The organism is Alkalihalobacillus sp. MEB130, from assembly GCF_032335535.1.
Lineage (GTDB): Bacteria > Bacillota > Bacilli > Bacillales > Bacillaceae_D > Halalkalibacter.
Window position 1 is genome coordinate 141,039 of the sequence record NZ_JAOANA010000010.1, and the last position, 22,996, is coordinate 164,034.

Annotated in this window: 28 protein-coding genes; 13 read left to right on the top strand and 15 right to left on the bottom strand. The window is 39.3% G+C overall.

The features are described from left to right. Positions 1-43: 43 nt before the first annotated feature. Both rlmD and N0O92_RS12020 read left to right on the top strand, forming a co-directional pair. Entirely contained in the window at positions 44-1,438 is a 1,395-nt protein-coding gene (gene rlmD / locus N0O92_RS12015) for a 23S rRNA (uracil(1939)-C(5))-methyltransferase RlmD (RefSeq protein WP_315614903.1), read from the top strand. Next, positions 1,435-2,352: an alpha/beta hydrolase gene (locus N0O92_RS12020; RefSeq protein WP_315614904.1), complete on the top strand. Its 918-nt coding sequence runs from the start codon at positions 1,435-1,437 to the stop codon at positions 2,350-2,352. The genes rlmD and N0O92_RS12020 overlap by 4 nt, the downstream gene beginning before the upstream one ends. 26 nt (positions 2,353-2,378) lie before the next feature. On the opposite strand, the gene N0O92_RS12025 is transcribed toward N0O92_RS12020, so the two are convergent. Then, positions 2,379-2,630, bottom strand: coding sequence for a hypothetical protein (locus N0O92_RS12025; RefSeq protein ID WP_315614905.1), 252 nt, complete (start codon positions 2,628-2,630; stop codon positions 2,379-2,381). A 376-nt stretch (positions 2,631-3,006) separates the two neighbouring features. Next, the gene (locus N0O92_RS12030; protein ID WP_315614906.1) at positions 3,007-3,765 is read right to left on the bottom strand and encodes a (S)-benzoin forming benzil reductase; all 759 of its coding nucleotides are present in this window, start codon (positions 3,763-3,765) and stop codon (positions 3,007-3,009) included. A 108-nt stretch (positions 3,766-3,873) separates the two neighbouring features. On the opposite strand from N0O92_RS12030, the gene N0O92_RS12035 reads away from it, so the two are divergent. Beyond that, positions 3,874-4,170 (top strand): hypothetical protein, encoded by a 297-nt coding sequence (locus tag N0O92_RS12035; protein ID WP_315614907.1) that lies wholly within the window; start codon positions 3,874-3,876, stop codon positions 4,168-4,170. Between the two features lie 219 nt (positions 4,171-4,389). Continuing rightward, positions 4,390-5,346 (top strand): 2-hydroxyacid dehydrogenase, encoded by a 957-nt coding sequence (locus N0O92_RS12040; RefSeq protein ID WP_315614908.1) that lies wholly within the window; start codon positions 4,390-4,392, stop codon positions 5,344-5,346. A 31-nt stretch (positions 5,347-5,377) separates the two neighbouring features. Here the strand turns inward: N0O92_RS12040 and N0O92_RS12045 are convergent, their stop codons facing one another. From N0O92_RS12045 to N0O92_RS12075, 7 genes are all read right to left on the bottom strand, one after another. Next, positions 5,378-6,676 carry an ATP-binding protein gene (locus N0O92_RS12045; protein ID WP_315614909.1) on the bottom strand — a complete coding sequence of 433 codons (1,299 nt, stop codon included), beginning with the start codon at positions 6,674-6,676 and terminating at the stop codon, positions 5,378-5,380. A gap of 174 nt (positions 6,677-6,850) precedes the next feature. After that, a complete protein-coding gene (locus N0O92_RS12050) occupies positions 6,851-7,243 on the bottom strand; it encodes an ectoine synthase (RefSeq protein ID WP_034626156.1) in 393 nt (130 codons plus the stop codon). Positions 7,244-7,506: 263 nt separating this feature from the next. Beyond that, a complete protein-coding gene (ectB, locus tag N0O92_RS12055) occupies positions 7,507-8,790 on the bottom strand; it encodes a diaminobutyrate--2-oxoglutarate transaminase (RefSeq protein ID WP_315614910.1) in 1,284 nt (427 codons plus the stop codon). Positions 8,791-8,870: 80 nt separating this feature from the next. After that, entirely contained in the window at positions 8,871-9,377 is a 507-nt protein-coding gene (ectA, locus tag N0O92_RS12060) for a diaminobutyrate acetyltransferase (protein ID WP_315614911.1), read from the bottom strand. Between the two features lie 332 nt (positions 9,378-9,709). Continuing rightward, entirely contained in the window at positions 9,710-9,829 is a 120-nt protein-coding gene (locus N0O92_RS12065; RefSeq protein WP_084138611.1) for a YfhE family protein, read from the bottom strand. Between the two features lie 64 nt (positions 9,830-9,893). Further along, positions 9,894-10,445, bottom strand: a complete 552-nt coding sequence (locus N0O92_RS12070) for a GNAT family N-acetyltransferase (RefSeq protein WP_315614930.1) — start codon at positions 10,443-10,445, stop codon at positions 9,894-9,896. Positions 10,446-10,760: 315 nt separating this feature from the next. Beyond that, the gene (locus N0O92_RS12075) at positions 10,761-11,681 is read right to left on the bottom strand and encodes a TIGR01777 family oxidoreductase (protein WP_315614912.1); all 921 of its coding nucleotides are present in this window, start codon (positions 11,679-11,681) and stop codon (positions 10,761-10,763) included. 205 nt (positions 11,682-11,886) lie between these two features. Here N0O92_RS12075 and recX point away from each other — a divergent pair, with 205 nt between their 5' ends. The 3 genes from recX to N0O92_RS12090 all read left to right on the top strand — a co-directional run bounded on the left by recX (position 11,887) and on the right by N0O92_RS12090 (position 15,302). Continuing rightward, a complete protein-coding gene (gene recX, locus N0O92_RS12080) occupies positions 11,887-12,699 on the top strand; it encodes a recombination regulator RecX (protein ID WP_315614913.1) in 813 nt (270 codons plus the stop codon). A gap of 545 nt (positions 12,700-13,244) precedes the next feature. Further along, positions 13,245-14,912, top strand: coding sequence for an L-lactate permease (locus tag N0O92_RS12085; RefSeq protein ID WP_315614914.1), 1,668 nt, complete (start codon positions 13,245-13,247; stop codon positions 14,910-14,912). A gap of 69 nt (positions 14,913-14,981) precedes the next feature. Continuing rightward, positions 14,982-15,302, top strand: coding sequence for a YfhH family protein (locus N0O92_RS12090; protein ID WP_315614915.1), 321 nt, complete (start codon positions 14,982-14,984; stop codon positions 15,300-15,302). A 29-nt stretch (positions 15,303-15,331) separates the two neighbouring features. Here N0O92_RS12090 and N0O92_RS12095 read toward each other — a convergent pair whose 3' ends face one another. Both N0O92_RS12095 and sspK read right to left on the bottom strand, forming a co-directional pair. Next, positions 15,332-15,496, bottom strand: coding sequence for a YpzG family protein (locus N0O92_RS12095; protein WP_084138610.1), 165 nt, complete (start codon positions 15,494-15,496; stop codon positions 15,332-15,334). A gap of 64 nt (positions 15,497-15,560) precedes the next feature. Continuing rightward, entirely contained in the window at positions 15,561-15,719 is a 159-nt protein-coding gene (gene sspK / locus N0O92_RS12100) for a small acid-soluble spore protein K (RefSeq protein ID WP_315614918.1), read from the bottom strand. Positions 15,720-15,811: 92 nt separating this feature from the next. On the opposite strand from sspK, the gene N0O92_RS12105 reads away from it, so the two are divergent. Beyond that, on the top strand, positions 15,812-16,078 hold the full coding sequence (locus tag N0O92_RS12105) for a YfhJ family protein (protein WP_315614919.1): 267 nt from the start codon (positions 15,812-15,814) through the stop codon (positions 16,076-16,078). An 83-nt stretch (positions 16,079-16,161) separates the two neighbouring features. On the opposite strand, the gene N0O92_RS12110 is transcribed toward N0O92_RS12105, so the two are convergent. Continuing rightward, positions 16,162-17,148, bottom strand: a complete 987-nt coding sequence (locus N0O92_RS12110) for a metal-dependent hydrolase (RefSeq protein ID WP_315614920.1) — start codon at positions 17,146-17,148, stop codon at positions 16,162-16,164. A 91-nt stretch (positions 17,149-17,239) separates the two neighbouring features. Between N0O92_RS12110 and N0O92_RS12115 the strand changes: the two genes are divergently transcribed. Genes N0O92_RS12115 through N0O92_RS12125 form a run of 3 tightly spaced genes read left to right on the top strand, consistent with a single transcriptional unit; the run spans position 17,240 to position 19,412 of the window. Further along, positions 17,240-17,551, top strand: a complete 312-nt coding sequence (locus tag N0O92_RS12115) for a hypothetical protein (RefSeq protein ID WP_315614921.1) — start codon at positions 17,240-17,242, stop codon at positions 17,549-17,551. A 7-nt stretch (positions 17,552-17,558) separates the two neighbouring features. Continuing rightward, the gene (gene mutY / locus N0O92_RS12120; protein ID WP_315614931.1) at positions 17,559-18,635 is read left to right on the top strand and encodes an A/G-specific adenine glycosylase; all 1,077 of its coding nucleotides are present in this window, start codon (positions 17,559-17,561) and stop codon (positions 18,633-18,635) included. Positions 18,636-18,650: 15 nt separating this feature from the next. Next, positions 18,651-19,412: an SDR family NAD(P)-dependent oxidoreductase gene (locus N0O92_RS12125; RefSeq protein WP_315614922.1), complete on the top strand. Its 762-nt coding sequence runs from the start codon at positions 18,651-18,653 to the stop codon at positions 19,410-19,412. A gap of 112 nt (positions 19,413-19,524) precedes the next feature. Here N0O92_RS12125 and N0O92_RS12130 read toward each other — a convergent pair whose 3' ends face one another. The 3 genes from N0O92_RS12130 to N0O92_RS12140 all read right to left on the bottom strand — a co-directional run bounded on the left by N0O92_RS12130 (position 19,525) and on the right by N0O92_RS12140 (position 21,432). Further along, positions 19,525-19,860 carry a hypothetical protein gene (locus N0O92_RS12130; RefSeq protein ID WP_315614923.1) on the bottom strand — a complete coding sequence of 112 codons (336 nt, stop codon included), beginning with the start codon at positions 19,858-19,860 and terminating at the stop codon, positions 19,525-19,527. Positions 19,861-20,121: 261 nt separating this feature from the next. After that, positions 20,122-21,090, bottom strand: coding sequence for an NADPH:quinone reductase (locus N0O92_RS12135; RefSeq protein WP_315614924.1), 969 nt, complete (start codon positions 21,088-21,090; stop codon positions 20,122-20,124). Between the two features lie 120 nt (positions 21,091-21,210). Beyond that, positions 21,211-21,432 carry a hypothetical protein gene (locus tag N0O92_RS12140; protein ID WP_034626141.1) on the bottom strand — a complete coding sequence of 74 codons (222 nt, stop codon included), beginning with the start codon at positions 21,430-21,432 and terminating at the stop codon, positions 21,211-21,213. A 104-nt stretch (positions 21,433-21,536) separates the two neighbouring features. On the opposite strand from N0O92_RS12140, the gene fabL reads away from it, so the two are divergent. Next, the gene (fabL, locus tag N0O92_RS12145) at positions 21,537-22,286 is read left to right on the top strand and encodes an enoyl-[acyl-carrier-protein] reductase FabL (protein ID WP_315614925.1); all 750 of its coding nucleotides are present in this window, start codon (positions 21,537-21,539) and stop codon (positions 22,284-22,286) included. A 356-nt stretch (positions 22,287-22,642) separates the two neighbouring features. Further along, complete coding sequence (locus N0O92_RS12150) at positions 22,643-22,819, top strand: gamma-type small acid-soluble spore protein (RefSeq protein ID WP_315614926.1); 177 nt, start codon at positions 22,643-22,645, stop codon at positions 22,817-22,819. The last annotated feature ends 177 nt before the right edge of the window (positions 22,820-22,996 follow it).

Here is a 22,996-nt window from a genome sequence, read left to right on the forward strand (position 1 = left end):
TCATGCTATAATAGGGGACGCAAGAAGGAACGGAGTGAATGAAATGAACCAAAAACCTGCCCAAAAGTCAATTAATATGAAGATAGGCCAGAAGTTTCCATTAACAATTAAGCGACTTGGAATCAATGGTGAAGGTGTGGGCTATTTTAAAAAACAAGTTGTGTTTGTTCCAGGTGCTTTGCCTAATGAAGAAATTGTGGCTGAAGTGACAAAAATAAATCCTAGGTTTTCGGAAGCGAAAGTAGTCAAAATTCGCAAGCCGTCCAAAGAACGAATTGAGCCACCTTGCCCTATATTTGATCAATGCGGTGGTTGTCAATTGCAACATATGAATTATGCTGCAACACTTCGTGAAAAAAGAGACATTGTCAAACAAGCGTTTGAGCGTCATACAAAGCTTAATCTAGAGAAATTAATGATTCACGATACAATAGGAATGGACGATCCGTGGGATTATCGAAATAAGAGTCAACTTCAAGTTGGCAAACGCGGGGACGAAGTCATTGCAGGACTTTACGCTATGAATTCTCATACATTAATAGACCTCACTCAATGTAAGGTTCAACATAAAGCAACCAATAAAGTAACTCATATTGTGAAACAAATTTTAGCAGACTTGAACGTTTCCATCTACAATGAGCGCAAGCATAAAGGGGCGATTCGGACGATTGTTACTCGAGTAGGGTTTGAAACGGGGCAAGTACAAGTGGTCCTTGTGACAAAAGAAGAAGAGTTGCCACGAAAAGAGTCAATTGTAGCTGAAATTAAAAAGCGCCTGCCAGAAGTGACATCGATTATCCAAAATATCAATAACCAAAAAACCTCCATTATTTTTGGGGAGAAGACCGTTCATTTAGCTGGTGAGGAAGTAATAGAAGAAAAGCTCGGTGATTTATCGTTTACGTTATCGGCACGTGCCTTTTTTCAACTTAATCCAGAACAAACGGTGAAACTCTACAATGTAGTGAAACAGGCTGCTAAGTTAACGGGTAAGGAAAAAGTAGTCGATGCTTATTGTGGGGTAGGAACCATTGGTTTATGGTTGGCCAAAGATACTGCAGAGGTGCGAGGAATGGATGTTATTGAAGCGTCAATTGTAGACGCTAGAAACAATGCCAAAAACCACGATTATCACCATGTCAGTTATGAAGTAGGGAAGGCAGAAACCTTGCTTCCTCGTTGGCAAAAAGAGGGGTGGAAACCTGATGTTGTCGTTGTTGACCCACCGAGAACAGGGTGTGACGAAAAGTTACTTCAGACGATTATTGAAGTAAAACCAAAACGAATGGTGTATGTATCCTGTAACCCATCGACATTAGCTAAAGATGTAGATCGACTATGTAAAAAAGGATACAAAGTAAAGTCGATTCAACCTGTTGACATGTTTCCATGGACAGCGCAAGTAGAAAGTGTAACTGAGTTAGTGAGAGAAAAATGATTAGACGATCACTTGAAATGATTCGATCGGAGTGCTTGCCATTTGGAGTGGAGTCTAATCAAATAGAGCGATATAAAGAGTATTATGATTTGCAAATGAAAGACTGTGAGCATCATTATGGCTACATACAGGTTGCCGGGTACAACCTATTTGTTCAACAATTCAAACCGAGCATCTATACTAAAACCGTATTCTTGATTCACGGATATTTAGATCATGCCGCCTCTTTAAGCAAAGCCATTCGAAAGCTTGTCGACAATCACTATGAGGTCATTGTATATGATTTACCAGGACATGGGCTTTCTAGTGGAGAGCGTATGTCAGTGAACAGTTTTGATGACTATTTTGAAACGGCGAAGGGGCTATATGATTTCTTTTTTTCACATGGCGGTGAAACACCTTACCTCGTTGCACATAGCACAGGTGGAGCAATTGCCCTACATTTGGTTAGAAATAAGCAAGCACGCTTTTCAAAAATGGTCTTAGTTGCTCCTTTGTTTCGTCCTTATCTTTGGAAAACATCTACCTTAGGACTTTTTTTAACGAAGCCTTTTATTAAAAATATCAAACGAGTGTATTCTAGAAATTCAAGTGACGAGGAGTATCTTGCTTTTACGAAACTGGATCCGTTGCAAGAAAAGGTATTACCCTTAAGTTGGCTTTATGCCTTAGGTGATTGGTTAAAAGCGGAATTGGAAGAGAAACAGGAAGACATTTCGTTTTTAATGATTCAAGGAAGTAGGGATAAAACAATTGATGTTGCTTTCGGGGAGAAAAAAGTCATGTCTATGTACCCAAATAGCCAAATTGTGAGGATGGACGAAGGAAGTCACCAGCTTTTTAATGAAGAAAGTGTCGTAAGAAATCAAACATTTTATGTGATGCTTAAATATTTAAAAGATCAAAGAAGGTGACATGGCAGTCACCTTCTCCCAAGAGGTTAGTCATCTACTGCCGTAGAGCGAATATTCATTTGTTCGGCCTGCCGATACGCATCAACCATACCCCAGATCCACATAAGTGGATAAGTGATAAAACCAATAATAATAAACATTAAAAGTGCGTTAATAAATTGAATGATCATAAACGCAATCCCTTTCCCGATTTGACCATTATAAATTTGACCAAGTCCGCACCAAAGAGCACTCAAAACAGCAGCTAAACCAGGACTTTTAAGGGGACCATTAGACATGATATCTACCTCCTTTTCATAGCTGTTATTAAACGTATTAATGGTCAAAGAAAATCATGACAGTCTTTTCGAAGGGACAACCTTATAAAATGGAGGAAACCCTGGGAGGATTAGTAAAGGAATGTCCTTCATAAGGCTGGGGAAGGCCAAAGCCAGGCTGAATTAGCAAAGAAATGTCCTTCAAAAGGCGGATGAAGGACCAAGCCAGGCTGAATTAGCAAAGAAATGTCCTTCATAAGGTCGATGAAGGCCAAAGCCGGGTAGAATTAGCAAAGAAATGTCCTTCATAAGGCGGATGAAGGACCAAGGCATTTCTAATTCGTTTGCAAATATACTTTTTCTCCCCAAAATAAGGCAACCTCTTATCACTTTTTACTCAAAGATACTGGGAAACACTCACTGTCTCGCCGTTTGGAAAGTCCTCACGATATAATAAATCGACAACCATGTTTGCCACTTTTGATGGTGGCAGTAATTGATCTTCTTTTTTATACCTTTGGAAGGTATCTACTTGGATGAAATCTTGTTTGGAGGTTGTTCTTATTTGTTCTTGCATATTTGTGTCCATAATTCCTGGACCAAAGGAACAGACTTTTACAGGATACTCAACTTCCTCTTGCTCGATTGCGGTTGTTTGGCTAAAAAGGTCCAAGCCCGCTTTGGATGTGCCGTAACAGCTCCAACCAAAAATCGGTCGTTTGCCTGCACCAGATGAGATATTAATAATCCGCTTTTCTCCGTTGAAATCTTTCGTTCGTTTTAGAAACTCAGAAGTTAAGATCATAGGTGCTACTAGATTAATGTCGATATTTTTTATAATCTCTTCTGGGCCGGACCGGTCAATCGGTTTGATTGGGTCTAAAATACCGGCATTATTTATAAGATGGACATGATTTGCATGATCTAGCATAATGTTAGTAAAAAGCTGTTCAACGAGCGGTTGGATTTCAGTAAGATTAGCTAAATCAAATGGATAAAAAAAGTAAGGTGTCTTCGCTAGTATAGCTTTTTCCTCCAGATTCTTGTTAGTAGATCTCGCAATGCATATTATTGTCGTATTTTCTTGATCGAGTAGAAGACTGGCTATGGCTTCACCAAGTCCTTTAGAGCTGCCTGTTACAATAACGTAATTCATTTTATCCCTCCAAAAAAGTCATGTTAAAATAAGTGAGCAGGTTATCGTTGAAATCTGTCGAATGATACATATATATAATAGTTTACCGCAGAAAAAAGGAGGAGAAACATGAATCTTTATAAAGCTCATTTTGTCCATCCACATACGCAAATACCGTTAATTGTTTATTTTAATGAAAGCAATGGGCATGTTACGTTTGAAAAAGACAATGAAGTTCTACAAATTTTGCTAGAATTAACAGAAGGAATGGCCTCGAATAAGAAATTCCTGAAAAATATGAGCCTCACTTCTAACATATGTCAAACTCAGTATCCAGTAAATACATTTCAAGAAGTGTATGAGTTTCTTGAAACATTAGGAATAAAAAAAGCAGATATATCGTTTCAACAATTGTATCTTCATTAAAACAAGGCTGGTTTCTAAGAGTAGTTGCAGAGAAGAAACATTTTATCTCGTAGTGGAATGGAGCGGAAGTCACTCGACTCTGCGGGATGAAGAGGTAGGGGCGAGACCCCACAGGCGCAGCCGTGGAGGCTCGGCACCTCCCCGCGGAAAGCAAGTGCCTGAAGCGCAACGGAACGGACTAGTGTAAAACTAACAACCGTAAACAAAAAGGAGGACAAGATGAAAATAGTGATCACTTGTCATTTGCCTAATGACATTATCCAACCATTAGAAGAACGTTATGATGTCGTTATGTGGGAAAAAAGCAGTGAACCAATGCCAAGAGAGAGGCTTTTAAAAGAAATTGAAGATGCAGATGGTTTATTTACTAATGTCGCTGATCAAATAAATGAAGAGCTTTTGGAAAGAGCAAAGAAGTTAAAAGTGATTAGCACGATGGCTGTAGGTTATGACAATATTGACGTAGCAGCTGCAAAAAGGAAGAACATTGTCGTTGGCCATACTCCAGGTGTCTTAACGGAAGCAACAGCTGATTTAACGTTTGCTCTATTGATGGCAACAGGGCGCCGAATTGTCGAAGGAATGGATGTGATTCGACAAAACCAGTGGAAAAGCTGGGCTCCGTTTTTCTTAACAGGACAAGAAATCTATGCAAAAACAATTGGAATTATTGGCATGGGGAGAATTGGATTAGGTGTTGCGAAAAGAGCTAAAGGCTTTTCGATGGACATTCTTTATCACAATCGGTCGAGGAATCAAGAGGCGGAACAAGAGCTTCAAGCGACTTATTGCGATTTAGATGAGCTATTAACGAAATCCGACTATGTCGTTTTATTAGCACCATCAACGGAAAATACATACAAGATGATCGGCAAAGAACAGTTTGCCAAAATGAAGAACACAGCCGTTTTCATTAATACGTCTAGAGGAACGAATGTAGATGAAGAAGCATTGTATCATGCGTTAAAAGAAGAGGAGATTTTTGCAGCAGGGTTGGATGTATTTGACTCTGAACCGATCTCATCTACACACCCACTTCTTTCTTTAAGAAATGTGACGGTGCTGCCTCATATAGGAAGTGCGGCCATTGAAACGAGAGAAGAGATGGCAAGACTAGCTTGTCAGAATTTACTTAATGGGCTAGAGGGACGACCTTTGGTTCATGAAGTGAAGTAAAAGAGAAAAAAGAGGTACCGAAGTGGTCAAATTAGACCTCTATTGATACCTCTTTTTTGTTGTCATTTTTTGCTTTTGGCAATGTAATAGTAAAACATGTCCCAATTCCTTGTTTGGTATCTACTACAATCGTTCCACGCATCGCTTTTATAATACTATAAACGACCATAGTCCCAAGACCGGTACCGGTTGTTTTCGTTGAATAATAAGGAGTTCCAAGCTTTTGAGCCTGCTCATCACTCATCCCCGTACCCGTATCCCTTATCATAATAACCGCATCTCTATCCGTTTGAGTTAGCGTAATTGTTAATTCTCCATTATCAGCCATCGCCTCAATCCCATTTTTAGCCATATTAATCAGGCATTGGTGAATCTTCTGGCGGTCACCAACAATATAGGTTGGGTTCGTTTGATTTAAAGTAATGAATTGATTTCGCATCGTTGCATAAGGAGTAACCACTTTTACTACATATTCTAATTCTTTATTAATATCAAGAAGCTCGATATTTTCAAGAGAAGGCTTGGCGAATGTTAAGTAATCAGAAATAATGACTTCTGCTCGCTCTAATTCATTTAAAGAGAGACGTAAATAGAAATCTTTCTTCTCTTCTGGAATCGTCTTATCTTGCAAAAGTTGTAAAAATCCTTTCGTTACGGTTAGAGGGTTTCTAACTTCATGAGAAATACTAGCGGCCATTTCACTAACAACTTTTAACTTCTCTAATTCTTTTAATTCACTTAAAACATAACTTTCTCTTTTTGCACGTTCAATGAATAAGATAAATAAGTACATGGTAATAATTTGAGAACCATAAAAAAGAGTTAATGAAATCCAACCACCTGTTGAAAGATTCACTTTAAACAAATAGCTAACAACCAATAATAACAGAATACCGATCGCATTCACTGTAAGTGCTAACGTTAGTTTTTGTTTAAAATCAGTGGTAGATTGAAATTTTTCAGTTATGTAACAAACGATGAAGAAAATTAGCACATAAATCGTAAGCGATGTATAAAAGCCAGCATCAAATCCTATCATAAACCGATAAGTGAGCAAAACAATAAGTAGAAAAACACCAACTTTTCTACCGCCATAGAGAATGCCTATAATGAAAGGAACTTGTCGAAAGTCAAAAGAAAATCCAGGACTAATAGACAGGGGAAAGGTCATACATAAAAGAATAGCAATTGCCGATATTAATCCTATTAGAATTTCATTAGAGACTTTATTGAATTTTCCTTCCATATATTTATGATAAATAAAGAAGAGAAGAAAGACAAAAGAGAGGTTTAATAAAAAAATCTGTAGGTCAAAAATAATAGTGCTCACAATTTTCCCTCTTTTTCTACAATTTTATCTTAACCGTATTCTTTTTCATCGTGTAAAACTCCTTCTTGATTTCAATAAAATTGGTATTTTTGTCGAATTTTACTGATTACGATAGAGTAGAGGTATAAAAAAACACAACCAACTAATAAGCTTTAGTTGGTTGTGTTGAACGTATTAATCCTCATCAACAGGATAAACGCCATTTTCATCATGAACTTCTCTACCTGTAATAGGAGGGTTAAATACGCAAACCATTCGCATATCTCCCTTTTCACTAGCGCGAAGAAGATGTTCGTCATGCTTATCTAGTACATAGATTTCATCTTTCTTAATAGGCCATACTTTGCCGTCTGCTAGTGTTTCAACTTCGCCTTCACCTTCAATACAATAAACAGACTCTAGGTGGTTTTGATACCAAATATGAGTTTCTGTGCCTGCTTTGATGATTGTATCGTGAACGGAATAACCCATTCCAGAATCTTTTAATACTAGACGGCGGCTAACCCAATTTCCTCCGTCTACTTCTTGATCTGTTCCAATGATATCTTTTAATTTTACAACTTTCATAATCTATTACCTCCGAATTTCTTTTCAAATAACTGTTTTTATATGTTTAAACGGAATCGCTCCATTGCGCTTCAGTCACTCGCTTTCCGCGGGGAGGTGCCGAGCCTCCACGGCTATGCCTGTGGCGTCTCGGCCTTACCTCTATTTCCCGCAGGAGTCGAGTGACTTCCGCTCCATTCCACTATCCTGGTAATTCAATAATAACAATCCTTGCGAAAAGACTTTTTACGTTTTATGTAGAGGAGTAGATGACTCCTCTGAAATTATGATGTAACTAATTCTTTTGAGCCTAGAACAGCTTTTACGCTGTCTTCGATGATTTTAAAGCCTTTTTCCAATCCTTCGTCATCGATAATGAGAGGAGGGAAGAGTTTAAATACTTCATCTTTAGGACCAGACGTTTCCATAATTAACCCGCGTTGGAAAGCCTCAGCTGCAATTTGACCAGATAGACCGTCAATTTCTGAAGAGATACCAACCATATAACCGCGTCCTTTGGCTTCTCCTTTTAATTCCGGATAATCAGCAACGATTCTTTCTAAGAAGGTAAAAATGCGTTCTGATTTTTCTTGGATGCCTTTTTCGAAGTTGGCATCTTCCCAATAAGAGAGAGCAGCAGTTGCTGTCACAAAGGCATGGTTGTTTCCACGGAATGTACCATTGTGCTCACCTGGTTCCCAAATGTCTAACTCTGGGCGAATAAGAGTAATGGCAAGTGGCAATCCGTAGCCACCGATGGATTTAGACATACAAACGATATCTGGTTTAATACCAGCTTTTTCGAAACTAAAGAATGTTCCAGTACGACCAACACCTGCTTGAACGTCATCAACGATTAGCAGAATGCCCCAACGCTTACAAATTTGTTCTACGCGTTGTAACCACTCGAAGCTTGCAGCATTAATACCGCCTTCACCTTGGACTGTCTCGAGGATCATTGCAGCAGGGATTTCAACTCCGCTACCTCCATCCTCTAGGAAACGCTCGAGATACTCCAGAGTGTCGAGGTTGTCATTAACAAAGCTATCATAAGGCATTGTTACGACATTTTGTAATGGAATTCCAGCACCTTTACGTTTGAACGCATTACCTGTAACGGATAGGGCACCAATTGTCATACCATGGAAGCCATTAGTGAAACTAATAATATCCGTACGTCCTGTTACTTTACGTGCTAATTTTAATGCACTTTCTACTGTATTTGTTCCTGTTGGTCCAGGGAACATCACTTTATAATCGAGATTTCTTGGTTTTAAAATCACGTTATTAAAAGTGGTTAAAAATTCAGCTTTTGGAGCTGTCGCCATATCAAGCGAATGTGTGATGCCATCACTTAAGATATAATCGACTAACTTTGCCTTCATCGTTGGATCATTGTGACCGTAATTTAATGCACCTGCACCTGAAAAGAAATCGATGTATTCTGTTCCTTTTTCATCCCACATTTTATACCCTTTTGCCTTCGTAAAGACAGTTGGGAAACTACGGCAATAACTACGTACCTCTGATTCAAGCTTTTCAAAAATCGTCATATCTGTTTGACTCATCGTCTTTTTTCCTCCTAATAATACCTATACTGGGTAATGTATTTTTGTTTTTTCATTAAACCTAGCTAATAAGGTGTTACTTAGTTTTTTAGTGGACCTACACGAAAAGTAAGTTCTTCTTCATGCCCCTCTTCAGGGAATAAATCTTCTGCAAAACATTCACTTACTTCACATGTAGTTTCAAAACTACGAGCTAAGCGGCGAAATAACGCCTGTGATGCTTCATTTGACGGTGTAACAGTTGCTTCAACATAATTTACTTCACTACAACCTTCACGTTGTATTAAGGCATGTAGTAATTTTGAAGCCAATCCTTTTCCTCTTTGAGAAGAATGAACACCAATCTGCCAAACAAATACAACATCTTGTCGTTCTGGAGGAATAAAAGCAGTGACGAATCCAACGACTTGATCGTCTTCTTTTGCGACAACACAAGTTTCAGCAAAAAACTCACACATCATAATGTATTTATAAGCTGAATTTTGGTCGAGCGTTGATTCATTAACTAATTCCCACATCGCTGCCCCGTCCTCAACAGTTGGTCTTAAAAATTGAACCGATCCTGTTTGTATGGGAGCAGGAGCCATTTGACTTTTAATGTTGGTATCCCCCTTACATCCAAATTTTGTTTACTGTTTAATCATACGGGGAGTCTGGAAAGGACGCAACTTAGCTTATTAAGGATTAATTAGCGTGAGCAACGATAAGATGGGATTAAGATAACTAAGAGCATTCATTGCTTTAAATGCTTCTAAATGGTTAAGTTTTCTAACTAATTGAAATAGACAGACTGAATGGATAACTCCAAAACCCTTGTTTTATAAGGGTTTTGGCGCTGTATAGATTTGGCAGAAAATAAAAAAGAGGAAAAACAGCCTCATTTACAGGCGGTTTTTCCTCTTTTTTTAGCTTAGGTTACCTACGATTTGCTTCTGTTTGCAGCGCGATCAGCTGCTCTAAACTCGGATCCATAACGAACTTCTTGCGCTTTTCGTAACGTACTGCGTTCTTCTTGAGCTCTGCGTTTTCTACTTTCCATACTGACCACCACTTTCTTGTAAGGTTAGTAACAGTATGGACAGTTTCATAAATGTTAATCGATATTATGCTTCTTTTATTTCTAGTTCGTCTTGTTGTGTTCTCATCAAATGAAGGTGATACTGGTCTTTTTCGATTTGAAAAAGATTATATACGTCTTCCTTCGCGTTGATCTGATCATAAATATCACGTCTAAACTCATTCGCAAGCGTACAGTAAGGTAGTTTATCTGCAGCTTTATAAGATCTAATATTCTCTTTACGAATTCTCATAAAAACGGTCTGGATGTCACATGAGAAAAAGAGTTCATCAAAAAATGCATCTTTAGCTACTTTGTTATACCCTTTGCCAAAGTACGGTTTGCCAATCCACGTTCCTAAAAATCCACTTTGGTTTGTGATGTCAAATAAATTAATGGTGCCTATTGGTGCGCCCCACTCATCGAGAATGGTACGGGAGATGAGTTCGCCGCGTTCTTCTGCTTCAATTGTCTGTTTTGTTAAGAATACAAACTCATCATATGAATTTGCCTTTTGACGAACAAATGGAAACACGGCCGGGTCCACTAACAATTCGAACAAAGCATGACAATCAGCGACGTCTCGTTTTTTTAAAATCACAAAAAGCCCTCCTTTTTGATGAGGGCAGAAAAAGGTCCACCCTCGAATTTAATAATGTTGCGTATCAAATTCGGGGTGGGAATCGAACCCACTAGAACCAGCCGAGCTGGTGGCGCACCAATTGCCTTCCCAATGCTTATATATTCGTTTATTAAGCGATATAGGGGATTCTAGCGTGTTTATGTTAAATGAACATAACGTTATGATTGAAATACATCGTTTTACTCTTGAATCCTTTTATATATTAAATGTTTTTCACGAAAAAAGATACCTATTTTTTATAAATTTTTCGTGAAAAAATCTCCCAATTTCTTAATGTTTTCTTCCTTTTTCAAATAAGTTTTCTAGGGACAGGGGCAAGGTAGGAAATAAGTATGGATAGTTTTGTGAAATAGCTTTTTCAGGTATGACTTTTTGCCCGTCTAATACAAGCGTACTCATTTCTCCTAAGAGTATTTTCAAAGCAAATCCAGGTGTAGGCAAGTAATGAGGTCGATGCAACACCTTCGCTAATTCAGTTCCGAATTCATTCATTTGGCAAGGATGAGGAGCGGTCACGTTAAAAGCTCCATGAATCGTATCCTTTTCAATTACAAATTTGAACATGTGAATGGCATCATCTATATGAATCCAACTTAACCACTGTTTGCCGGTACCAAGTGGCCCACCAATAAAAAGTCGATAGGGGAGCAGCATCTGTTTCAGGGCGCCTTCCTTCGGGTCTAATACAACGCCGAGGCGGCAATACACCACTCTCACCCCAAAAGCAGTGGCCTTTTCTGCTTCTTTCTCCCACTCTTGTACGACATGTGAAAGAAAGCTATCATCTGTAGGTGTGGATTGTTCGGTGAAGGTATCTGTTTCTGAATTTCCGTAAAAGCCAATAGCAGAAGCGTTAACAAGCACGTTAGGTTTGCTAGGCAGCTTTTCAATAAGTTGAACAATTGACTTAGTTGAGTTAATTCGACTTTGGAGGATTTGCTGTTTGCGTTTGGGTGTCCATCTGCTTGCCCCAATGGACTCTCCTGCCAGATTAATAATGGCATCGACGTCTTGCATCTTTTCCTCTGGACGAGAGTCAGGGTGGAGCCATTCTATATACTGTACATTTGGTTTTTCTGGTTTATTGGTAGCATCTCTTGTTAAAATGATAACAACATGTCCATGGTCTAGTAATAAATTTGTTAGCTTGCTGCCGAGAAAACCTGTGCCACCTGCAATCGCAATTTTCATTTTTATTTCCTCCTGCTTTTTAGTTGAACAGCTATTGTTGTCTTAAGGTTGTTTTCGAGGATGGTTGCTGTAATAAACATTTTCTCAGTGAAGAACACGTACCCCAAAAAACAACTTAGTATGCGAAAGTAGCCTTTCCTAAATAGTGTACGTTCATTGATAGAGTTTTTGCAAAAATTTGTAGCTTAAGAAAGGAGGGCGTTACATGGCAGTGATCGCCAAAATTGAAGTTCAAAAAAGAAACAAAAGTCGATATAACATTTTCTTAAGTACTGGTCAATCCGTTGAATATGCCCTTAGTGTTGATGAAGATTTGTTAATCAAGCATCGTTTAACAAAAGGACTAGAAATAAATGAAGAGACACTCATTCAACTTATTGATGAAGATGAAAAAAAGAAAGCGTACCATCTTGCTATTAATTATTTGTCGTATCGAATACGCTCCGTTCAAGAAATGAAACAGTATCTAGAGAAAAAAGAAAAAGAACCTAGACATATTCGTGAAGTGTTGGATGAATTACTAAAGCAAGGGTTATTGAATGATGAGGAATTTGCAAAAGCCTTTATTAGATCGAAACAATTAACTTTAATGAAGGGACCACTTAAGTTAAAGCAAGAATTAAAGCAAAAGGGAATAGCCGACGAGACAATTGAAGCAGCAATCGCTTTATTTTCAGAAGAAGAACAAAAGAAGAAAGTCCTCACGTGGTTAGAAAAACAACAATCTAGACGAAGCAGCAAAATCAGTAGCAAAGCATTTAAAGATAAGCTCTCAAACCAACTTTTATCAAAAGGTTATTCGCAAAGAGTCATTATAGAGGCTTTTTCAAAGCTTGATTTTGAAGAAGAAGATACAGAAGAATGGGATGCCATCTGCTTTCAAGGGGACAAGGTAAGAAAGAAGCTTGAAGGCAAATATACAGGATGGGAATATGAACAACGGTTGAAACAGCAATTATACCGAAAAGGATTTCCGTTGGAGTTAATTGATCAATACATAGAAGAAGGGGAGAGCTAGCGAGTGAAAGGAAAAAGGAAACCCCACCTTTTTTCCATCCCTTAGGTTTGCAATGGCTCCACACGTTGCGCGCCCGCTAAGAGAACCCCACTCATAGCGGGGTTTAAAAGAAGGCACCGGTTTCGCTCATTGCTTCGAGTGAAAGGAAAAAGGAAACCCGTCTTTTTCCTTTCCTTAGGTTTGCAATGGCTCCACACGTTGCGCGCCCGCTAAGAGAACCCCACTCATAGCGGGCTTAAAAGAAAGCACCGGCTCCGCTCATTGCTTCGAGTGAAAGGAAAAAGGAAACCCGTCTTTTTCCGTCCGTTAGGGTTTGCAATGGCTCCACACGTTGCGCGCCCGCTAAGAGAACCCCACTCATAGCGGGCTTAAAAGAAAGCACCGGCTCCGCTCATTGCTTAGAGTGAAAGGAAAAAGGAAACCCACCTTTTTCCTTTCACTCTTCATTTTTTATACACAAAGTTTGTGAAATATTGAGCAAACTTTGTGTATAATAATCATGTGAGGAAGACTTATACTAATTTATAAGAGGTAGGAAATGGGGAATGAATATGGTTACATTAATTGCGTTAACGCCCATTATTTCGGTGGTTGTTTTTCTTGTTGTTTTACGGATGCCGGCTATGAAAGCTATGCCCATTAGTTTACTAGTAACTGGGGTGATCGCGTATTTCTTTTGGCAAGTGCCGATTGTCCAACTTGCGGCTGCCTCAATAGAAGGGGTATTAATTGGATTATCCATTTTGTATATCGTTTTTGGTGCCATTCTTTTGTTAAATACCCTACAGGCGAGTGGAGCTATTGATACGATCCGCAATAGCTTTTTAGGAATTAGTAATGATCGTCGTATCCAAGTTATTCTTATCGCTTGGTTATTTGGTGCTTTTATTGAAGGGGCGGCTGGTTTTGGTACGCCGGCTGCGATTGCGGCTCCATTACTTGTGGCGTTAGGGTTTCCGCCACTTGCAGCAGTTGTTTTAGCTCTTGTTGCAGATAGTAGCCCTGTATCGTTTGGAGCAGTAGGGACTCCAGTCATTGTTGGTGTTCAACAAGGGTTACAAGAAGGAGCAGATTTGGCTCCTGTTGCAGCACTTTATTTACAAGACATTGCTATTACCGATTTTCTCAGACTGTTATCAGCTCAAGTGATGCAAATTGATGTTATCGTTGGAACGTTAATGCCACTTATTCTTATTCTTCTATTAACGCGCTTTTTTGGTGAGAACCGCTCGTGGAAAGAAGGATTAGTAATGTGGAAATTTGCCATATTTGCAGGACTTAGCTTTACCGTGCCGGCTTTACTAGTGGCAACTTTTATCGGCCCTGAATTTCCAGCGATTATTGGAGGGTTATCAGGATTAGTACTGGTGTTATTTGCATTAAAAAGACGTTGGTTTTTGCCTGAAGATACGTGGGATTTTGGAGCTGAATCAACATGGAGTAAAGAATGGTTCGGTGCAATTACAGTAGAAAAAAGTGAAAAACCACTAAAAATGCATCTTGCTCTTGCTTGGATCCCTTATGTTTTACTTGGGGTGATTTTAGTGTTAACACGTCTTGATGTGTTGCCACTAAAGAGCTGGTTGTTAAGCTTTGTGGTTGGTTGGGAAAATATATTAGGGACAGAAATAAGTGCGAACTTTCAACCATTGTATTTACCAGGATCTGTCTTCTTAGTGGTAGTGGCAATAACATACTTCTTGCACCGCATGAAGTTTCAAGCATTTAAAATGGCGTTTTCAGTTTCAGGAAAAGCATTAATTGGAACGTCTATTACGTTATTTACAGCTGTTCCGATGGTACGAATTTTTATCAACTCAGGGGTGAACTTTGCCGGACTTGAGAGCATGCCGGTTGAACTCGCTTTTCAAGCCTCTACGTATTTAGGAGATGGATGGCCATTTGTCGCACCTTTTATAGGGGCATTGGGGTCGTTTATTTCTGGAAGTGCTACATTTAGCAATATGATGTTTTCGCTCTTTCAATTTAATGTTGCCGATCAATCAGGTCTCGATCCTATGCTTGTATTAGGATTACAAGTTCTTGGGGCGAATGCGGGTAACATGATTTGTGTTGTAAATGTTGTAGCAGCTGCTTCTGTAGTGGGACTTGTAGGAAAAGAAGGGGCCATCATTCGTATGACATTACTTCCTATGCTTTACTATGCCGGATTTTCTGGAATCATCGGTCTGATTTTGGCATTTTTACTGTAGTGTAATTCCTTTGTTTGTCCTGCTCGTTTCCTCTATAATTAGAACAGGATGAAACGGGAGGTTTTTTGGATGGAACAACAAAAAAGATTTAGTCAAATGACAGAATATGAACTACGTAACGAGATAGCACGTTTAAATGAAAAGGCTAAAAAAGCAGAACAATTAGGGATGTCGAGTGAATTTGCTGTGTACGAAAGACGTGTTCTGTTAGCAAAAGCATATTTGCTTAGTCCTGAAGATTACAAACCAGGTCAAACATATAAAATAACAGATGGCTCTTCATTCCAAGTATCTTATTTAAATGGCTACTTTGCTTGGGGATATCGTGATAATCAAACGACACTTGAAGGTGTGCCAATCTCTTTATTAGAAAAGGAAGGAGAAGAGTAATGAGTAATCTCTTCTCCTTCTAAAAAGTCTTATCTTTGCTCAGCTTTTCTGTGCAGTCTCACCTTAATATCGGTTTGACTCATCTGTGTTTCTCCGCCAATTTGTTTGGAAGCGTGCTTTGGATTAGCACGAGGTGAATCAAATGGACTTTTGTATTCTTGTCCAGCTTGGAAATTCATACTCCTCTTACCCATAGTGTGGCACCTCCAGAAGACGTTGGTGTAATTATTACTTTTTGCTATTTCATAATTACAAATATTAGTTGCTCGTATCACCATCAGAATTTCTCATACGCTCTCTTGGTCGCGTATTCGTGCTTAAATCAGCACGTTTGGATTCATTTTTATTTCTGATGTTTTGTGGTGAATTCCCCTCGAACTTAATATGGTTTGGAAAGCCTTTTGCTTTGTTTCGCATTGGTGGACCCCCCTTTCCAACGTGTTCAGTACTATTATGAACATACAGATCTAAGTTATGAGACGTAAACATTGTCAAAGGAGGAAAACGGTATGGAAGATAGGTTTCAACGACTAACGGATCAATTGTTAGCAGTCAATTCAGAAATAACAGCATCGCAAGCAAGAACCTGGGTTGAAAGTTTATGGGAGGATTTTGAAACAACGCGTGCCAAAGGAGGTTGGTCGTATAAAGGGCAAGATCAAACAGAAAGCATCGTTGCTAAATGGATTGTGCAATATGGACCTTCCTTGCACAAATACACGCCAAGCAAAGAGAAATTTTCCCATCTTAACAAAGATGATGAAATGAAACATTAAGGAGGTTGTCTCCATTGATTAGTCCCCTATAGGAACATTCATGTTCTTCAAGGGGACAGTTTTTGAGACAACCTCCAACTTGTTTATTCGGTAACGATATTTAATTTTTTCTGAAGCGTTTCTTCACTAAAGACCCAGCCTGTATAGGAACTTAATATAGAAAGATCTTTATCAAGTTGAACGATCGCAACAAAAGGATAATGACCTTTACTGCGGTAACGCAAATCAACAAAGCGGACTTCAATTACATCGTTTTCCTTATCCTCAATTTCCCACCGATAAGAAGGGGAAAAGGATAGGAAAGCTGATAAATTAGAGTCTTTTCTTGCCGCATTGATCACCGGGATATCTGGGATTGGATCAAATGCATATTGCTCAAAGTATTCAATTTCATGATTGCGTGATTCTGTTACAAACATCACGTCAGGTGTACGAATAACCACATGCCACTGATTCCATCTAATGGTTGGTGAGACGAAGACATGACTCGCATCAGGATGAAGCTTCTTCGCATGATCAACAACACGTTTTTTCTCCCATGCTCGCCACAAGTAATAACCGATTAAAAGGATATACAAAAGTAAGATGGTTGGTCCCGGAGCGGCTAGCCCTAGACCCCAAATTCCAAAGGCAACTAGATGACTAAAGAAAATAAATGGATCAAATATGTTAATGATTCCCAGTGCGATCCATTTGTTTGAGATTGGTCTTAATGCTTGTGTTCCGTAAGCATTAAAAATGTCGACAAACACATGTAAAAACACAGCAATAAAGGACCATAACAATACGGTAGACCAATTGGTTTCTGGAGTGAGCATAATAATACCACTTGTAATCAAAAGTGGCCAAATGAATATTGCCGGTAGAGAATGTGTAATTCCACGATGGTTACGTATGTATACAGCATTGTTGCGCAATTTTAAGACTGTATCAAAGTCAGGTGCTTGAGAGCCGATGATTGTCGCAATCATAACCGATGTGGGAAGTAATGGATCATTGGCAATCGTTGGATCTAATGTCGCCAACCCGCCGAGTGCAACGCCCATTACGACATGAGTACCTGTGTCCATCGTGTGAGATACCTCCTTATTGCTCATAAAAACATGATATAGTTTATTTATACCCGAAATGAGACGGTTTAAAAAGAGGAGAATGGAAGAAATGACAAAACGATTACAAATTTTTATGGAATATAAAATAAAGAAAGAACTCGTAAAGGAATATGAAGAGGTTATGAAAGAGATTATGAATGTGTTGCCGGATTATGAAGCAACGAACATTCAGTGGTATGTAGCTGACGATCAACCTCACCTTTATGTAGAAATGTTTGAAGTCCCAACACCTTCACATTATCAAGTGTTAAAACAACTTCGTCAATCAACTGAACATGCGACATTTAGCAAAATGGTCCCTTTCATTGAAGGTGGGGTAGAGAAAATACATTGTTGGGCTTTCCAAAGAAAGGACTCGTAAATTGGAAATGAAGCAACTAGAAGAATTTCACATCAACGACTTTCAGAATGATTTAGTGAATTGGTTTAAAGAGAATCAACGTGATCTGCCGTGGAGAATGTCAAAAGACCCTTATCGTGTGTGGGTGTCTGAAATCATGTTACAACAAACAAGAGTGGAGACCGTGATACCGTATTACAACGCCTTTATGCGTGAATTTCCAACGTTAGAAGCATTGGCAGAGGCTGAAGAAGACCGTATTTTAAAAGCCTGGGAAGGACTTGGGTATTATTCTAGAGTCCGTAATTTACAAACAGCTGTTAGAGAAGTCGTTGAACATTATGGAGGGATTGTACCACAGACGCGTGAGGAAATTTCCTCGTTAAAAGGGGTAGGCCCTTATACAGCAGGTGCGGTATTAAGTATTGCTTATGGGAAACCAGAGCCAGCTGTTGATGGAAATGTTATGCGCGTACTTTCGCGTGTTCTGCTTGTAGAAGATGATATTGCGAAGGTGTCTACGAGGAAATTATTTGAAAACATTTTATATGAACTTGTCTCAAAAGAAGATCCATCGTCATTTAATCAAGGATTGATGGAGCTTGGGGCACTCATTTGTACACCAACATCACCTGGCTGCTTGCTTTGTCCGGTAAGAGAACATTGCCGTGCGTATGATAAAGGTAGACAAGCAGAGCTGCCTGTTAAGTCGAAAAAGAAAAAACAAACGTCCAAGCAAATGGCAGCCTTCATCATTCGAAATGAACGTGGTGAGGTGCTAATCGAGAAGCGACCTGAAACAGGGTTGTTAGCGAGGCTTTGGCAATTTCCTAATATGGAAATAGACCTTAACAATAATAATCAAGCGTCTCTAAAAGATAAGTTTTTATCTACTTATCATTTTGACTTAGAAATAGGCGATCAGGTCCAAAAGGTGGAACATGTATTTTCTCATCTCATTTGGAACATAACCGTTTATGAGGCACAAGTAAAAGGGCAACCGGGGAGTGAAGAGATTGATCAGAAGTGGATTGGTGTAAAAGATATTGAAAAATATGCCTTTCCGGTTTCGCATCAAAAGATTATTAAGCAATCATTGCTGTAATGGAGGAGTTATGAAATGGATTTACAGTTAAAGAATAAAGTTGTACTTATTTCTGGCGGCTCAAAAGGGATTGGCTATGCGATTGCATCATCTTTTCTTCAAGAAGGAGCCAAAGTAGCCATTGCAGCCAGAGGAAAAGAAGCGTTAGATGAGGCGACTGAGAACCTAGGTGGGCAGGTTATGGCGATACAAGCAGATCTAACGAACGAAAAAGAAAGGGAACAAGTGGTTGAACGCGTAATTGAAACGTTTGGAACGATTGACATCCTTGTAAATAACGTAGGCGGAAGCAATGGTTCAACGACTGCTGAAACGGATCTTGATTTATTTTATGAAGCCTTTGAACTTAATTACTTTTCGGCTGTTCACTTTAGTAAACTTGTTTTGCCTTACTTACAAGAAAAAAGGTCCGGTAGCATTATTAATATCTCATCGATTTTTGGCCGCGAATCAGGCGGGAAAGTGACATATAATAGCGCAAAAGCAGCGATGATCAGTTTTACAAAATCATTAGCGGATGAGGCTATTAAGGATGGTGTCCGTGTTAATGGTGTCGCACCAGGTTCCATTTTGCACCCATCAGGTAATTGGCAACGAAGATTAAATGAAAACCCAGAGAAAATAAATCAATTTGTGAAAGATGAGATTCCAGCAGGTCGATTTGGAACGGCAGAAGAGGTAGCCAATGTAGTGACGTTTCTTGCTTCAGACAAAGCAAGTTGGGTCGTAGGTGCCACCCTAAACGTAGACGGCGGCCAATCAAGGTCTAATTTTTAGAGCGACCGTTTTTTAGGGGTCAGACCCTTCTGTAGGTCTTTGCAGTGATAAAGCGGGGTCTGACCCCTGTGTAGGTCTTTGCAGTAATAAAGCGGGGTCTGACCCCGCTTGTTTATTGATCATCATTGATCATGTGGATTTCTTTGATTTTTTGTTTTGTTTCAGCTGTTCCGAGTCGGTAGAGTTCTTCGTACACATCATTTAAACCTCGTTGATATTCATTTCGATCTTCATCAACGACCTCGTCGTCGAAATGACGGAAGGTAACTAAGTTACCTAGTTCAAGGTCATGGGATTGTACTTCGTGAAGTAAATCCTCTAAATCCTTTTTCTCAGCTGGGGTTGCTTCGATTTCGTATTCGATTAGTTGGCCATCGTCGACTTTTGTTGGACTAATCGTGTCCATACTTATAGGGTTGAGGTTAACATAGAACAATTGCTTCTCCATTTAAAAGCTCCTTTCTAATTAAACTCATCTTATTTTCCCCAATAATGAACATTCTACATCCATAAATAGAAACTTCTTTACTAAGGCTGTATTTGCATCCTTTGTTTTCTTAATTGGGGATGTGTTCTTCTTAAGTTCGTTCCATTGCGCTCCACTTAGTTGTAATCAAATATAAATAGCAACAAACTTTGCGAAAACAACCTTAATAAAAAAGAGGAATCTGAAAAGGATAATTTTCACCTTCTCAGATTCCTCTTTTAATTAAAGTTGATGATTTAAAATAATACGCCCATCGTATTCTTTTTTCTCTAGTGAAGTATGAGCGCTGGCTGCTTCTTGATAAGAAAACACTCTTCCAATATGTGATCGTAATTCCCCATTTTCTAAACCTTTAGAGATAAATTGACCGGCATGAATGAGTTCTTCTTTTGGAGCAGTAAAGAGGAGAACTCCAATAATAGAAGCGTGCTTCATGTTCAATTGACGCCAAAGAAGTGGAGGCGTGTTATTAACAGGCGATCCAATCGTAATAATTCGTCCACCTAACTTAATCACCTCTAAATCGGTTTCCATATTCTCGCTAAAGGACATGTCTAAAATGAGAGAGACCCCAACTCCTTGTGTCAGATCTTTTACGCGAGAGGGTACTTCTTCTTTCGTGTAAATGATAACGTCATCTGCACCTGCGTTTGTTGCAATAGTTGCTTTTTCACTATTAGAAGCTGTGGCAATGACAGAAGCGCCTGCTTGTTTGGCTAATTGAATAGCAGCATGACCGACAGCACCAGCTCCTCCGTATATAAGAACAGTTTCGCCTGCTTTTAATTGTCCGCGGTTAAATAGTGAAAGGTAGGCAGTCATAAATGGCATCGCAATCGCTGCCCCTTCTTCAAACGATGTATCTGTAGGAAGAGGGAAAACAAAATTAGCGTCTAAAGCTACGAATTCAGCCGAAGCTCCTTTGGCATTCGTAGCCCAAACACGGTCTCCTACTTGAACTTCTTTCACATCTTCTCCAACAGCTACAACTTCACCTGCTAAATCAAAGTGGGGAATATGAGGAAAGGAATCTACTTGTCGAATTCCTTTTCTGAAATATGTATCAACGGGATTTACGCCACTTGCTTTGACATTAATAAGAACTTCATTTGATTGGATAGAAGGTTTATCCACCTCGGATACTGTAAGGACGTTTGGATCTCCATAGGCTTCGTATACAACCGCTTTCATATTAACCTCTCCTTTTTTGCTTTTGTCCATTATAGTGTAAAACAAAAAAGGAAAAATGCCTATCTTAATCCATTAAAACAAAAGAAGAAGGCTGGGTCCAAGCCTCAGCCTCAACAAAAATTAATCATAATGTGGTTTTGTGCCTTGGGTCCATGTTGCTTCTTGATGAAGCCCACCACGAGCCTCGATTTCTCGAATGATTTCTCTATGAATACTAGCACCTTCTGCATTTAAGTACGGAGTCATTTGCTGTAATCCGTGGTGAAAATAAGCTAATTCTTTGTCTGTCCACTGGTCGATAGACATCATGGAAAGTTCGGTCATATCTCGTCCGACATACATAGATGTGTTCCTCCTTCTTTTGTTTCTCATAGTGTTCCTGTTCGAGGAAGGAGCTATACGATATAATGAGGAACAGATGAAACTATTGGAGGATTGAATAGAATATGGAGCAAAAAGTAGCACTCGTAACAGGGAGTAGTCGCGGAATTGGAAGGTTGATTGCGTTAAAGTTAGCCGAACGTGGCTATGACATTGTTGTCAATTACGCAAGAAGTAAACAAGCTGCGTTAGAGGTTGCAAAGGAAATTGAAAGCTTAGGACAAAGAGCAATTGTTGTAAAAGCCAATGTAGGGAAGCCGGAAAAAATTAAAGAACTGTTTAAAACAATTGATGAGGAATTTGGAAGATTAGATATTTTAGTAAACAATGCAGCTTCTGGTGTGCTAAGGCCACTAATGGAACTAGAGGAAAGCCACTGGGACTGGACAATGGATATTAATAGCAAAGCGCTACTATTTTGTGCGCAAGAAGCGGCAAAACGGATGGAGAAAAATGGAGGAGGGCACATCGTTAGTTTAAGCTCATTAGGCTCTATTCGTTATTTGAAAAATTATACGACCGTTGGGGTATCAAAAGCAGCGGTAGAAGCCTTAACTCGTTATTTAGCAGTCGAACTCGCTGAAAAGGGCATTGTCGTTAATGCTGTTTCAGGAGGAGCGGTTGATACAGATGCGTTAACTCACTTTCCAAATCGGGAGGAATTATTGGCTGATGCTGCGGCAAGAACACCGGCTGGTCGAATTGTAGAAGCGGAAGACTTAGCAAATACGGTATTATTTTTATTATCAAAAGAAGCTCAGATGATTCGCGGTCAGACGTTAATCGTTGATGGAGGAATCTCTCTTTTAACATAAGGATGTTTCGGAAGATGGTTGCTGTGAAGAAACGTTTTTCTCATAGTGAAATGGAGCGGAAGTCACTTGAACCTGCGGGATGAAAAGGAGGTCGCTGAAAAAGATCTTTTTAGCAGATTCGGGGAAGTGCAATGGCTTCACACGTTGCGCGCCTGCTATGAGAAACCCACTCATAGCAGGCTTAAAAGAAGGCAACGGCTCCGCTCATTGCTTAATGGCCACTAAAAAAGGTGAAAAACGTACCTTTTTCAGAGGCCTCAGAGTATACGAAAACAGATAAACATAAAAAATAAAAAATTTTAATTGCATAAAGCATTTCACCCCCGGACATCTTAATAGTCGTGGAGGTGATACTCATGGATAGACAACAACAAGCATCTAAAACAAATGCTCAAGAAGTACGTCGTCAAAACCAAGCTTCTGCTCAAGGTCAAGACACTGAATTTGCTAGCGAAACAAATGCTCAAGAAGTTCGTCAGCAAAACGCTCAATCAGAAGCTCGTAAGCAACAAAATTCTTCAAACCAACAATAATTGCAATACTTAAAAGGCAAGCACCCTTTGGCATATCGTCCAAAGGGTGCTTCTTTTTAATGGTTTAGAAAACCCCTGGCTATGCCGGGGGTTCAAAAGAGCTTATAGCGTGGTAGTAAAAAAAAACCTCACTTCATGATAGGATAAAGTTGGTTTCCCGACCACTTCATCTCACCA

Coding starts and splice junctions, on each gene's coding strand:
- N0O92_RS12035 (WP_315614907.1), top strand. CDS start 3,874: ATGAATCTTTATAAAGCTCATTTTGTCCATCCACATACGCAAATACCG.
- N0O92_RS12025 (WP_315614905.1), bottom strand. CDS start 2,630: ATGTCTAATGGTCCCCTTAAAAGTCCTGGTTTAGCTGCTGTTTTGAGT.
- N0O92_RS12135 (WP_315614924.1), bottom strand. CDS start 21,090: ATGAAAGCGGTTGTATACGAAGCCTATGGAGATCCAAACGTCCTTACA.
- N0O92_RS12020 (WP_315614904.1), top strand. CDS start 1,435: ATGATTAGACGATCACTTGAAATGATTCGATCGGAGTGCTTGCCATTT.
- N0O92_RS12075 (WP_315614912.1), bottom strand. CDS start 11,681: ATGAAAATTGCGATTGCAGGTGGCACAGGTTTTCTCGGCAGCAAGCTA.
- N0O92_RS12050 (WP_034626156.1), bottom strand. CDS start 7,243: ATGAAAGTTGTAAAATTAAAAGATATCATTGGAACAGATCAAGAAGTA.
- mutY (WP_315614931.1), top strand. CDS start 17,559: ATGAAGCAACTAGAAGAATTTCACATCAACGACTTTCAGAATGATTTA.
- N0O92_RS12140 (WP_034626141.1), bottom strand. CDS start 21,432: ATGTATGTCGGACGAGATATGACCGAACTTTCCATGATGTCTATCGAC.
- ectA (WP_315614911.1), bottom strand. CDS start 9,377: ATGGCTCCTGCTCCCATACAAACAGGATCGGTTCAATTTTTAAGACCA.
- N0O92_RS12115 (WP_315614921.1), top strand. CDS start 17,240: ATGACAAAACGATTACAAATTTTTATGGAATATAAAATAAAGAAAGAA.
- N0O92_RS12125 (WP_315614922.1), top strand. CDS start 18,651: ATGGATTTACAGTTAAAGAATAAAGTTGTACTTATTTCTGGCGGCTCA.
- N0O92_RS12085 (WP_315614914.1), top strand. CDS start 13,245: ATGAATATGGTTACATTAATTGCGTTAACGCCCATTATTTCGGTGGTT.
- N0O92_RS12130 (WP_315614923.1), bottom strand. CDS start 19,860: ATGGAGAAGCAATTGTTCTATGTTAACCTCAACCCTATAAGTATGGAC.
- N0O92_RS12030 (WP_315614906.1), bottom strand. CDS start 3,765: ATGAATTACGTTATTGTAACAGGCAGCTCTAAAGGACTTGGTGAAGCC.
- N0O92_RS12065 (WP_084138611.1), bottom strand. CDS start 9,829: ATGGAAAGTAGAAAACGCAGAGCTCAAGAAGAACGCAGTACGTTACGA.
- N0O92_RS12095 (WP_084138610.1), bottom strand. CDS start 15,496: ATGGGTAAGAGGAGTATGAATTTCCAAGCTGGACAAGAATACAAAAGT.
- N0O92_RS12110 (WP_315614920.1), bottom strand. CDS start 17,148: ATGGACACAGGTACTCATGTCGTAATGGGCGTTGCACTCGGCGGGTTG.
- recX (WP_315614913.1), top strand. CDS start 11,887: ATGGCAGTGATCGCCAAAATTGAAGTTCAAAAAAGAAACAAAAGTCGA.
- N0O92_RS12090 (WP_315614915.1), top strand. CDS start 14,982: ATGGAACAACAAAAAAGATTTAGTCAAATGACAGAATATGAACTACGT.
- N0O92_RS12040 (WP_315614908.1), top strand. CDS start 4,390: ATGAAAATAGTGATCACTTGTCATTTGCCTAATGACATTATCCAACCA.
- rlmD (WP_315614903.1), top strand. CDS start 44: ATGAACCAAAAACCTGCCCAAAAGTCAATTAATATGAAGATAGGCCAG.
- ectB (WP_315614910.1), bottom strand. CDS start 8,790: ATGAGTCAAACAGATATGACGATTTTTGAAAAGCTTGAATCAGAGGTA.
- fabL (WP_315614925.1), top strand. CDS start 21,537: ATGGAGCAAAAAGTAGCACTCGTAACAGGGAGTAGTCGCGGAATTGGA.
- sspK (WP_315614918.1), bottom strand. CDS start 15,719: ATGCGAAACAAAGCAAAAGGCTTTCCAAACCATATTAAGTTCGAGGGG.
- N0O92_RS12105 (WP_315614919.1), top strand. CDS start 15,812: ATGGAAGATAGGTTTCAACGACTAACGGATCAATTGTTAGCAGTCAAT.
- N0O92_RS12150 (WP_315614926.1), top strand. CDS start 22,643: ATGGATAGACAACAACAAGCATCTAAAACAAATGCTCAAGAAGTACGT.